This is a genomic window from Pseudorhodoplanes sp. (genome assembly GCF_046289595.1).
Taxonomy (GTDB): domain Bacteria; phylum Pseudomonadota; class Alphaproteobacteria; order Rhizobiales; family Xanthobacteraceae; genus Pseudorhodoplanes.
Map to the genome: position 1 here is coordinate 1 of NZ_JBKBVB010000135.1, position 11,680 is coordinate 11,680.

The following is an 11,680-nucleotide window of genomic DNA, read 5'->3' on the forward strand; positions in this document are numbered from 1 at the left end:
GCCGCGGGCGGCTCCTGCCCGCGCCTTACGATCACGGGCTGCTGCGGAGCGCCGATGGACTCTTTCGAACTCAACAAGATCATGGGCGCCGTGCTGGCGACCTGCCTTGGCATTCTGACCATCAATATCGCCGCGGGCGCGATCTTTGCGCCCGGCAAGATCGAGCGGCCCGGCTACGCCATCGCGGTGCCGGAAACCCCGGGCGCGACCGAAACCGCCAAACCCGAGCCGGCCGAGCCAATCGCCGTTCGCCTGGCGAGTTCTGACGCCCAGCGCGGTCAGAATGCTGCCAAGCAATGCGCCGCCTGCCACACCTTCGAGAAAGGCGGCCCCAACCGCGTCGGCCCAAATCTCTACGGGATCGTCGATCGCCCGAAGGCCGCAGTCGATGGATTCAATTACTCGGCGGCGATGAAGGCCAAGGGCGGCGCGTGGACCTACGAGAATTTGGATGAGTTCCTTGCCAGCCCGAAAGGCTATTTGCCCGGCACCAGCATGGCCTATGCCGGGCTCAGTCGTGCCGCACAACGGGCCGATCTCATTAACTATCTCCACACGCTTTCGGATAATCCGGTTCCGTTGCCGAAGGCGGCTGACGCAGCGCCCGCAGCACCGGCGGCACCCGCGGCCGGTCAGAACTGATCCATTCGCATCCGTTGAAATCACGTTCATTTGCGACGGCCGGGCCCTGCCCGGCCGTTTGCGTTTCGGGCCGCGGCCGCTACCGTGAAGGGTGCGGTGCCGAAGGCGGTAAATTACCGCCTTTTAAGACGCCGAAGCTGGGGTTATCCGTAAAACCGTCATAGATAAACGGGCAGTTGGACCGTGCCCGCAACGCGACTGGAGCCAAGACCGTGAGCCTCTCCCGCCGTACCCTGATCCGCTCCGGCGCGCTGGCGCTGGCCAGCCCGATCGTTTCCGCCGTCGAGACTCTTCCCGTGTTCAAGGCGCAAGCCCAGGCCTCGACGCCGGAACAGACCTGGCGGCACGGCCTGTCGCTGTTCGGCGAACTGAAATACCCCGAGGGCTTCAAGCATTTCGATTACGTCAACCCGAAAGCGCCGACCGGCGGCCTGGTACGCCAGGTCGCGCTCGGCACCTTCGACAATTTCAATCTCGCGGTCGGGCGCGTGAAAGGCGCCATGGCCGCAGGCATCGGGCTCATCTACGATACGCTGATGGCATCGGCGCTCGACGAGGTGTCGACCGAATACGGCCTGCTCGCGGAGGCGGTGAAGCATCCGGACGATTTTACGAGCTGCACCTATCGTCTGCGCCCGCAAGCAAAGTGGCACGACGGCAAGCCGATCACGCCGGAGGACGTCATCTTCTCCTTCGAGGCGTTCAAGAAATACGATCCGCAGCAGGCGGCGTATTACCGGCATGTGACCAAGGCGGAAAAGACCGGCGAGCGCGAAATCACCTTCACCTTCGACCAGGCCGGCAACCGCGAATTGCCGCAGATCATCGGTCAGCTCAACGTGCTGCCGAAACACTGGTGGGTGGGCACGGATGCGCAGGGCCGCCAGCGCGACATTTCGTTGACCTTGATGGAAGCGCCGCTCGGTTCGGGGCCCTACCGGGTGAAGTCTTTCGTCGCCGGCCGCACCATTTCCTATGAACGCGTGCCGGATTATTGGGGCAAGGACATCAACGTCAATGTCGGCACCAACAATTTCGACGAATTGCGCTACGAATATTTTCGCGATTCCACCGTCGCACTGGAGGCCTTCAAGGCCGACACACTGGACTGGCGCTACGAGAACAGCGCCAAGGACTGGGCGACCGCCTACGATTTTCCCGCAGTGCGCGACAAGCGCGTGATCCTTGAGGAATTCGAGATCCGCAATTTCGGCATCATGCAATGCTTCGCGTTCAACATCCGGCGCGACAAGTTCAAGGATCCGCGGGTGCGCCGCGCCTTCAATTTCGCCTTCGACTTCGAGGAGATGAACAAGCAGATCTTCTTCGGGCAATACCGGCGCATCAACAGCTATTTCGAGGGCACGGAACTCGCCTCTACCGGACTGCCGGAGGGCCAGGAGCTGGAAATCCTGCAGACCGTGAAGGACAAGGTGCCGCCCGAAGTCTTCACCACCGCCTTCACCAATCCGAAAGGCGGCGACGCGAATGCGGTGCGCAACAATATGCGCGAGGCGCTGCGGCTGTTCCGCGAGGCCGGCTGGGAGATCAAGGATCACAAACTGACCAACGTCAAAACCGGCGAAAGAATGCAGGTCGAGGTGCTGCTGTCGCAGCCGACCTTCGAGCGCATCGTCAGTTTCTGGAAGCCGCTCCTGGAGCGCGTCGGCGTTGACGTCTCGATCCGCGTCGTGGATGCCACGCAATACGAAAACCGTCAGCGCAACTGGGACTTCGACATCATCCTCGCATCCTGGAGCCAGTCGCTGTCGCCCGGTAACGAGCAGCGCGGCTTCTGGGGATCGAAGGCCGCCGAGCAGCCGGGCTCGCGCAACTTCGTCGGCATCCAGGATCCGGCAATCGACGCGCTGATCGACCGCGTGGTGTTCGCCAAGAACCGCGCCGAACTGGTCGCCGCAACCAAGGCGCTCGACCGCGTGCTGCTGGCCAACCATTTCGTGGTGCCGCAATGGACCTATGGCAAGATCCGCACGGCACGCTGGAACCGGTTCGGCAAGCCTGATCCCTTGCCGAAATACGGTATGGCGGCATTCCCGACGGTGTGGTGGTGGGATGCCGAACTCGCTGCCAAGACCGGGTCGCGTACGTGAGCGGGCTGACGCGCCGCACGTTTCTCACCATCACCGCGGGCGCAGCCGGCGCTGCGGCTCTCGCTCAGGCCGGGTTCGCGAATGCGCGCGAGACGCATGGCATCTCCGCATTTGGGGATCTGAAATATCCTCCGGACTTCCCGCATTTCGACTATGTGAATCCGGACGCGCCCAAGGGCGGAACCTTCTCGCTGGTCGGCACCAACCGGCAGTTCAACCAGAATTTCCTGACCTTCAATTCGCTGAACAGCTACATCCTCCGCGGCGACGCTGCGCTTGGCATGGAGCGCACCTTCGCCAGCCTGATGGTCAGCGCCGCCGACGAACCCGACTCGATGTACGGCCTGGCCGCCCGCTCGGTGCAGATTTCCGACGACGGACTCGTTTATCGCTTTGCGTTGCGGCCGGGTCTGACCTTCCACGATGGAACGATCCTCACCGCGCACGACTCGGCTTTCTCGCTCAACATCCTGAAAGAAAAAGGTCACCCGATCATCCAGGCGCTGCTGCGCGAATTCGACGGCGCCGAGGCGGTGGACGACCAGACCCTCGTCGCGCGCTTCAAGCAAAAGCGCGGACGCGACGTGCCGCTGTTCGTCGCTGGCCTGCCGATCTTCTCGCGAACCTATTATTCGACCCGGCCGTTCGAGGAATCGAGCCTCGACATTCCGCTCGGCAGCGGTCCCTATCGGGTCGGCCGCTTCGAGCCGGGCCGCTTCATCGAATACGAGCGCGTCAAGGACTGGTGGGGCGCGCGCCTGCCGGTGCAGCGCGGCCTGCACAATTTCGATGTGATCCGTTACGAATTCTATCGCGACCGTGACGTCGCCTTCGAAGGCTTTACCGGCCGCAACTATACCTTCCGCGAGGAATTCACCTCGCGCATCTGGGCGACGCGCTACAACTTCCCGGCAATCCGCGACGGGCGCGTGAAGCAGGACATTCTCAAGGACGAGACGCCCTCCGGCGCGCAGGGCTGGTTCCTGAACACCCGGCGGCCGAAATTCCAGAGTCCGAAACTGCGCGAGGCGCTGATCTACGCCTTCGACTTCGAATGGACCAACCGTTCGATCATGTACGGCTCATACGAGCGCACCCATTCGGTGTTCCAGAATTCCGACCTGATGGCGAACGGCAAGCCGAGCGCGGACGAACTGAAGCTGCTGGAGCCGTTCCGGAGCAAGGTGCCGGACGAAGTCTTCGGCGAGCCCTTCGTCCCGCCGGTCTCGGACGGTTCGGGCAACGACCGCGCATTGCTCCGCCATGCCACGCGGCTCCTCAACGAGGCCGGCTATCCGGTCAAGGACGGCAAGCGGGTGACGCCGCGCGGCGAGCGCCTGACCATCGAGTTCCTGCTCGACGAACCGGGTTTCCAGGCCCACCATATGCCGTATATCAAGAACCTTGCGGTGCTTGGCATCGACGCCAATGTGCGGATGGTCGATCCGGTGCAGCTCAAGTCGCGCACCAACGAGTTCGATTTCGACGTGGTGATCCAGCGCTTCGGCTTCTCGACGGCCCCCGGCGAGTCGCTGCGGTCGTATTTTTCGTCGCAGGCGGCCGGGATCAAGGGATCGCAGAACCTCGCGGGCATTTCCGATCCGGTGATCGATGCCCTCATCGACCGGATCGTCGCGGCGCCGACCCGGCCGGATCTCGTGACGGCCTGCCGCGCGCTCGACCGCGTCATTCGGTCCGGCCGCTACTGGGTGCCGCACTGGTACAAGGCCTCCCACTGGATCGCCTATTGGGACATGTTCGACCGGCCAGCGCAGGGAAAGCCGAAATATGCCCGCGGCATTCCGGAGACCTGGTGGTACGATCCCGCCAAGGCGGCGCAACTGGAGCGGCGGGGCTAGCGTTTCCGCCAGAGACGGGTTCCCGCGGGACGGCAGATCGGCCATGATGGGCGAAATCGCATGAGTGCCTATATCTTACGACGCCTGCTTCTGATGATCCCGACCCTGTTCGGCATCATGCTGGTGTCGTTCGTCGTCATCCAGTTTGCGCCGGGCGGCCCGGTCGAGCGTGTGATCGCGCAATTGTCGGGCTCCGACACCGGCGCAACCTCGCGCATATCCGGTTCGCCCGGCGGCGATTTCGCCGGCCGCGGCATGGAGGGCGCCTCCGCGATCGACGGCGGCTCGACGCGCTATCGCGGCGCGCAGGGGCTCGACCCGGAATTCATCAAGCAGCTCGAACGGCAATTCGGCTTCGACAAGCCGGCCTATGAGCGCTTCTTCCTCATGCTGTGGAACTATCTGCGGTTCGACTTCGGCAAGAGCTATTTCCGCGACGTCACGGTGATCGACCTCATCAAGGAGAAGCTGCCGGTTTCGATCTCGCTCGGACTCTGGATGATGCTTCTGTCCTACGCGATTTCGATCCCGCTCGGCATCCGCAAGGCGGTGAAGGACGGAACCCGCTTCGATGCGTGGACCTCCGGCGTTCTCATCGTCGCCTATGCGATTCCCGGATTTCTGTTCGCGATCCTGCTGATCATCCTGTTCGCCGGCGGATCGTTCTTCGACTGGTTCCCCTTGCGCGGCCTGACCTCCGACAATTGGGCGCAGCTCCCCTGGTACGGCAAGATTCTCGACTATTTCTGGCACCTGACGCTGCCGCTGATCGCGATGTCGCTCTCTGCCTTCACCACCATGACGCTGCTCACCAAGAATTCGTTTCTGGACGAGATCCGCAAGCAATACGTGCTGACCGCGCGCGCCAAGGGCTGCAAGGATTCCCGCGTGCTTTACGGCCACGTCTTCCGCAACGCCATGCTGATCATCATCGCCGGCTTCCCGGCGACCTTCATCGGCGCCTTCTTCGCCGAGGCGCTGCTGATCGAGACCATTTTCTCGCTCGACGGGCTCGGCCTGCTCGGCTTCGAAAGCATTATGAACCGCGACTACGCGGTGACGTTTGCCACGCTCTATATCTTTGCTCTCGTCGGTCTCGTGGTCGGGCTGGCGTCCGACATCGTCTACATGCTGGTCGATCCCCGCATCGACTTCGAGGCGCGCGAGGTCTGATCATGGATGCGCGCGTCCCCACCACGATGCCGGAAGCCGACAAGGAATCGATCGGACCGGTCGGTCTGGTCGTGCCGCCGGAACGGCGGCCCCTGCGGCTGTCGCCGATGAACCGGCGGCGCTGGGAAAACTTCAAGCGCAACCGCCGCGGCTACTACTCGCTCTGGATCTTCCTGTTCCTGTTCATCACCTCGCTGTTTGCCGAGGTGATCGCGAACGACAAGCCGTTCATGATCCGCTACGATGGGCGCTTCTACTTCCCCGCCCTCTTCACCTATGCTGAGACCACCTTCGGCGGCGAGTTCGAGACCGCGGCGGATTACCGCGATCCCTATCTGCAGGAGAAGATCGCAGAGGCCGGCGGCCGCGTCTGGTGGCCGCCGATCCGCTATTCCTACCGCACGCACAATCTCGATCTGCCGACGCCGGCACCGTCCAAGCCGACCTGGCTGCTCACCGAAGAGCAATGCAAACCGGTGGTCGAGCGCAAGAATCTCACCTCGTGCCGCGATCTCGAATATAACTGGCTCGGCACCGACGATCAGGGCCGCGACGTGCTTGCCCGCATCATCTACGGCTTCCGGATTTCCGTGCTGTTCGGGCTGATTCTGACCTCGATCTCGTCGGTGATCGGCGTCACGGCGGGCGCGGTGCAGGGCTTCTTCGGCGGCAAGGTCGATCTCTTGTTCCAGCGCGCGCTCGAAATCTGGACCTCGGTGCCGACGCTGTTCCTGCTCATGATCATTTCATCGGTGCTGACCCCGAGCTTCTGGGTGCTGCTCGGCATTCTGCTGCTGTTTTCCTGGGTGTCGCTGGTCAATCTGGTGCGCGCTGAATTCCTGCGCGGCCGCAATTTCGAATATGTGATGGCAGCGCGCGCACTCGGCGTCAGCAATGTCAGGATCATGTTCCGGCATCTGCTTCCGAATGCCATGGTGGCAACGCTGACCATGCTGCCATTCCTGCTCTCGGCGTCGGTCGGAACCCTGACCGCGCTCGACTTCCTCGGCCTCGGCCTGCCGCCCGGCTCGCCCTCGCTCGGCGAACTCCTCTCCCAGGGCAAGGCCAATATCCAGGCGCCCTGGCTCGGCCTCGCCGGCTTCTTCACCATCGCGATCATGCTCTCGCTTCTGGTGTTCATCGGCGAGGCGGTGCGCGACGCCTTCGATCCGCGGAAGATCTTCGCATGAGCGTGCCGCCTCTCCTCTCGGTCCGCGACCTCTCGATCGCCTTCACCCAGGGCGGGCGCACCAATCTGTGCGTCGACAAGGTATCGTTCGACGTCAGGCCGCGCGAGACCGTGGCGCTGGTCGGCGAATCCGGCTCGGGAAAATCCATCACCGCCCTGTCGGTGATGAAGCTTCTGCCCTATCCGGCCGCCAGCCATCCGAGCGGCACCATCCATTTCAAGGGCAAGGAACTGATCGGCGCGTCGGAACGCGACATGCGTGAGGTCCGCGGCAACGACATCACCATCATCTTCCAGGAGCCGATGACCTCGCTCAATCCGCTGCATACCATCGAGCGGCAAATTCGCGAGATCCTCGAACTGCATTCGGGCCTGCGCGGCGACGCAGCGAAAAAGCGCGTGATCGACCTTCTGACCCAGGTCGGCATCCCCGACCCCGAAGGCCGCCTGCAAAGCTATCCGCATCAGATGTCCGGCGGCCAGCGCCAGCGCGTCATGATTGCGATGGCGCTGGCCAACGAGCCCGAACTCCTGATCGCCGACGAGCCCACCACCGCCCTCGACGTCACGGTGCAGGCCCAGATCCTCAAGCTGCTGAAGGATCTGCAATCCCGCCTCGGCATGGCGATGCTGTTCATCACCCACGATCTCGGCATCGTGCACAAAATCGCCGACCGCGTCTGCGTGATGAACCAGGGCAAGATCGTGGAGCAGGGCGACGTCAAGCGCGTTTTCGCAGAGCCGGAACATCCCTATACGCGGGCGCTCTTGACCGCCGAACCGACCCGCGATCCGGCGCCCATGCAGCCGCACGCGCCGACGATGGTCAAAACCGACGACCTGAAAGTCTGGTTTCCGATCAAGCGCGGAATCCTGCGGTCGACCGTCGGGCACATCAAGGCGGTGGACGGCGTGTCCGTCGACGTGCGCAAGGGCGAGACGCTCGGCATTGTCGGCGAATCCGGATCGGGCAAGACCACGCTCGGGCTCGCCATCCTGCGGCTGATCTCCTCCGAGGGCCCGATCGTTTTCATGGGCAAGGAGGTGCAGGATCTCTCCTTCAAGGAGATGCGGCCCTACCGAAGCGCGATGCAGGTGGTGTTCCAGGATCCCTATGGTTCGCTCAGCCCGCGCATGTCGGTGTCCGACATCATCGAGGAGGGTCTGCAGGTTCACCATCCCTCCATGCAAAAACATGAGCGCGAGGCGCTGGTGATCGGGGCGCTCAAGGATGTCGGGCTCGATCCGCAGACGCGGTTCCGCTACCCGCACGAATTCTCCGGCGGCCAGCGTCAGCGCATCGCCATCGCCCGGGCCGTGGTGTTGCAACCGAAATTCATCGTGCTCGACGAGCCGACCTCGGCGCTCGACATGCTCATCCAGTGCCAGATCTGCGACCTGCTGCGCAGCCTGCAGAAGCGGCTCGACCTCACCTATCTGTTCATTTCGCACGACCTGCGGGTGGTGGCGGCGCTGGCCAGCCGGCTGATCGTGATGCGCAACGGCAAGGTCGTTGAGGAAGGGCCGGCACAGGAGCTGTTCTCCAATCCGAAGAGCGATTACACGCGCGCCTTGTTCGCGGCAGCCTTCAATCTCGAAACCGCGCACGGCAACGTCGTGGCGCAATAGTCACGTTGCGCGCGTCGCACCGGGCATAACAAGATCTTGATTGGGGTTTCGCGGCAAGGCGCGGGAGAAGGCGGGACAGTTCAGCAAACGGCTCCCCAGAACGGTTATCCATGTCACGTTTCCTTGCTTTCCTGTTCGCTCTCGCCTTCCCCGTTATCGCTCAAGCGCAGGGCCTGCGTGCTGAGCTGCCGATCCTTGGCGACGACGGCAGCCGCGTCGCCAATCATCGTATCGCGTCCGACCGCGTCGCTGCCGCCGAGAAACTTCCGGGCGCCGTCGTTGCCGCAAATCCCAAGGGCGACGTCACCCTCGTCGAATTCTACGACCTGAATTGCCCCTATTGCCGCCGCGCCTCCGCCGACATCGATGCGCTGCTGAAAGCCGACAACAAGCTGCGTCTTGTGCTGGTGCCGTTCCCGGTTCTCGGCATTCCCTCGATCCTCGCCGGACGCGTCGAGATCGCGGTGTCGAAGATGCTCAAGCCGCAGGACTTTTACCGCTACCACCGCGCGCTCTATGCCGGACGCGGCGTCATCGACGGCCAGCGCGCCATCAATGCCGCGAGCGAGTTCAAGCTCGACCTGCAGAAGGTCCTGGATGCCGCGAACGAAGACGGCATCACCGACATCATGAAGGCGCATGTCCGCTTCGCCGATACGCTGAATCTGAAGGCAACGCCGGCCTATCTGGTCGGGGACGTCGCCATACAGGGCCATCCCGGACAAAAGGGTCTGAAGGCCGTGATCGATTCGGTCCGCAAATGCGGCAAGGCGGCCTGCTGAAAGACAGCTTCTGACGGCCGCCTTGCGGAAAGCGAAGCGTCAGACGCCGGACTGCGTGCGCGCGATCACCCGGCGCACCGAGCGGACCTCCGATCGCGCCGCCCTGATGCGCGCAAGCGCCTGATCGAGCGGCTCGATTGCAACCGCCATGTGATGCGCATTGGCGTGGATGATGGTCTTGCGGTCGCGCACCAGCGCGACATGGCCCGGCCAGAAGATCAGATCGCCCCGTTGCGGCATCGATAGCGCGCCGACAGCGTTCACCGGTTCGCCGAGCGAGGCTTCCTGCATGTCGCTGTCGCGCGGGCAGGAGAAACCGCAAGCGGTCACCGCGACCTGCACCAGGCCGGAACAATCGATGCCGAGATGGGTCTTGCCGCCCCACAGATAGGGCGTTCCGAGAAACCGTTCAGCGACTGCGACGTAGTCCGTCTCGAAGCGGTCGAGCGGCGCAAGATGCTGCGCCGGGATGAAGCCGCCCTGCGCCGTCACCGCGAACGGCTCCGCGATTCGCGCGACCGCAATGCGCGCCCCGAGCGGCAGCGATTCGATGGGGGGCATCTTGATGTCGGGTCCGGGAAAAACCAGCGTACTCAGCGCCTGCACCTTCATCGACGGTTCGGTCAACGCCGTGGTCAGGGCGTTTGCCGAAATCCAGCCGACATAACCGTCGGTGGCGAGTTGACCCCAGCACCAGCCTTCTTCGGTGGTTTCGTAGACGGCGACGCGTTCGCCCTTTAGCGCCTGCGTCTCCTGTGGCGCATTGGGATAGGGCTCCTTCCGCAGCGCGGCATGCGGATCGAAGACTTCGCAAGTCGTGGCATCGACGAAGCGCTCGGCCTCGACCTGCCCTTCGAGATGCTTTGCGGCAAGATCGGGACGCGCCGGGGTCAGACGGGGGTCGAACGTCACGGTCAGCCGTACCGCTCGCAGAGCAGCGCATAGAGCGCACGCGCCGCCTGGCATTCGCCGCCTTCCGGACGGCCCGGCTTGGCCGAGGGCGTCCAGCCGTAAATGTCGAAATGCAGCCAGGCCTTCGGATTGGAGACGAATTTCTTGAGGAACAGCGCACAGGTGATCGATCCGGCAAAAGCGCCCGTGCCGACATTGCTGGTATCCGCGACCTTGGAATCGAGCATCGATTCGTAGGGCGCCCAGAGCGGCAGACGCCACAGCGGATCGCGCTCCCTCATGCCATGCCCCATCATTGCATTCGCAAGGGCATCGTCGCCGGTATAGAACGGCACCACGTCCGGACCGAGCGCCACACGCGCCGCACCGGTCAGCGTCCCGATATCGATCAGAAGATCGGGATCGTCCTCACAGGCGAGCGCCAGCGCATCGGCAAGAACCAGGCGGCCTTCCGCATCGGTGTTGCCGACCTCCACGGTCAGCCCCTTGCGTGACGGGTAGACGTCGAGCGGGCGGAAGGCCGAGCCCGCCACCGAATTCTCGACCGCCGGGATCAGCACGCGCAGCGCGACAGGCAGCTTGCGATCCATCACCATATGCGCGAGCGCAAGCGTGGCCGCGGCGCCACCCATGTCCTTTTTCATCAGCAGCATCGCGCTGCTGGGCTTGAGGTCGAGGCCGCCGGTGTCGAAACAGACGCCCTTCCCCACCAGCGTGATCTTCGGATGCGTGGGATCGCCCCAGCGCAGCTCGATCAGCCGCGGCGGCCGCGCGGCCGCACGCCCGACCACGTGGATCAGCGGAAAGTTTTTCAGGAGCAGTTCGTTGTCCGTGACCGCTTCGATCCATGCATCATGCTTCTCTGCGAGAAGCCTGGTCTGTTCGTGGATATCCGCCGGCCCCATATCGTTTGCGGGCGTATTGATCATATCGCGCGCAAGTGTGACACCCTCGATGATACGAGACAGATCCGCGATATCGATGCCATCGGGCTGCACCAGCCTGACCGACTTGCCGCTCCGGTTGCGATAGCGATCGAACCGATAGGCGCCGAGCGCGAATGCGATCGCCGCCAGCCTGGTATCGTGAGACGCATTGGCAAAGCGATAGACACCCGACGTCAGCAGTCCGGGCAATTTTCCCGGCAGCATCGGATTGGCCTTGGCGGCATCATCCTCAATGCCGAACAACACTGCGGCAAGGCTGCCGTCCGGCCCCGGAAGGGCAAGATGCGCGCCGGGCTTAGGCTCAAATCCCGCAGTATCGGCATATGAGCGTGCGAGCGGGCTCAGACCCTCCCGAATGCCGGGCCAAGTGGTCTTGCTGGCGAACCAGATGGGAGTGACCGGAGCGTGGTTTGATTCGCCAAAAGCTGGGTGCATG

9 protein-coding genes are annotated in these 11,680 nt (G+C 63.4%); 7 read left to right on the forward strand and 2 right to left on the reverse strand.

Translation table 11 applies throughout. The features are described 5' to 3' along the window. Positions 1 to 54: 54 nt before the first annotated feature. The 7 genes from ACK41X_RS20285 (at position 55) to ACK41X_RS20315 (ending at position 9,385) form a co-directional block, all read left to right on the forward strand. Positions 55 to 642 (forward strand): c-type cytochrome, encoded by a 588-nt coding sequence (locus ACK41X_RS20285; protein WP_409727036.1) that lies wholly within the window; start codon positions 55 to 57, stop codon positions 640 to 642. 212 nt (positions 643 to 854) lie between these two features. Further along, complete coding sequence (locus tag ACK41X_RS20290; protein ID WP_409727014.1) at positions 855 to 2,753, forward strand: extracellular solute-binding protein; 1,899 nt, start codon at positions 855 to 857, stop codon at positions 2,751 to 2,753. Then, complete coding sequence (locus ACK41X_RS20295) at positions 2,750 to 4,612, forward strand: extracellular solute-binding protein (protein ID WP_409727017.1); 1,863 nt, start codon at positions 2,750 to 2,752, stop codon at positions 4,610 to 4,612. The genes ACK41X_RS20290 and ACK41X_RS20295 overlap by 4 nt, the downstream gene beginning before the upstream one ends. Positions 4,613 to 4,672: 60 nt before the next feature. Next, on the forward strand, positions 4,673 to 5,785 hold the full coding sequence (locus tag ACK41X_RS20300) for a microcin C ABC transporter permease YejB (protein WP_409727020.1): 1,113 nt from the start codon (positions 4,673 to 4,675) through the stop codon (positions 5,783 to 5,785). A gap of 2 nt (positions 5,786 to 5,787) precedes the next feature. Further along, positions 5,788 to 6,975, forward strand: a complete 1,188-nt coding sequence (locus tag ACK41X_RS20305; protein WP_409727023.1) for an ABC transporter permease — start codon at positions 5,788 to 5,790, stop codon at positions 6,973 to 6,975. Next, the gene (locus ACK41X_RS20310; RefSeq protein ID WP_409727026.1) at positions 6,972 to 8,603 is read left to right on the forward strand and encodes an ABC transporter ATP-binding protein; all 1,632 of its coding nucleotides are present in this window, start codon (positions 6,972 to 6,974) and stop codon (positions 8,601 to 8,603) included. Before ACK41X_RS20305 ends, ACK41X_RS20310 begins: the two co-directional genes overlap by 4 nt. 110 nt (positions 8,604 to 8,713) lie before the next feature. Continuing rightward, entirely contained in the window at positions 8,714 to 9,385 is a 672-nt protein-coding gene (locus ACK41X_RS20315) for a thioredoxin domain-containing protein (protein WP_409727028.1), read from the forward strand. A 39-nt stretch (positions 9,386 to 9,424) separates the two neighbouring features. On the opposite strand, the gene ACK41X_RS20320 is transcribed toward ACK41X_RS20315, so the two are convergent. Continuing rightward, a complete protein-coding gene (locus ACK41X_RS20320; RefSeq protein ID WP_409727031.1) occupies positions 9,425 to 10,297 on the reverse strand; it encodes a C40 family peptidase in 873 nt (290 codons plus the stop codon). Between the two features lie 2 nt (positions 10,298 to 10,299). Further along, positions 10,300 to 11,679, reverse strand: coding sequence for a leucyl aminopeptidase family protein (locus tag ACK41X_RS20325; RefSeq protein WP_409727033.1), 1,380 nt, complete (start codon positions 11,677 to 11,679; stop codon positions 10,300 to 10,302). Position 11,680 lies beyond the last annotated feature (1 nt).

Bases quoted from the DNA above. Each gene is read 5' to 3' on its own strand.
- ACK41X_RS20310 (WP_409727026.1), top strand. From the start codon at position 6,972: ATGAGCGTGCCGCCTCTCCTCTCGGTCCGCGACCTCTCGATCGCCTTC.
- ACK41X_RS20315 (WP_409727028.1), top strand. From the start codon at position 8,714: ATGTCACGTTTCCTTGCTTTCCTGTTCGCTCTCGCCTTCCCCGTTATC.
- ACK41X_RS20300 (WP_409727020.1), top strand. From the start codon at position 4,673: ATGAGTGCCTATATCTTACGACGCCTGCTTCTGATGATCCCGACCCTG.
- ACK41X_RS20285 (WP_409727036.1), top strand. From the start codon at position 55: ATGGACTCTTTCGAACTCAACAAGATCATGGGCGCCGTGCTGGCGACC.
- ACK41X_RS20325 (WP_409727033.1), bottom strand. From the start codon at position 11,679: ATGCACCCAGCTTTTGGCGAATCAAACCACGCTCCGGTCACTCCCATC.
- ACK41X_RS20305 (WP_409727023.1), top strand. From the start codon at position 5,788: ATGGATGCGCGCGTCCCCACCACGATGCCGGAAGCCGACAAGGAATCG.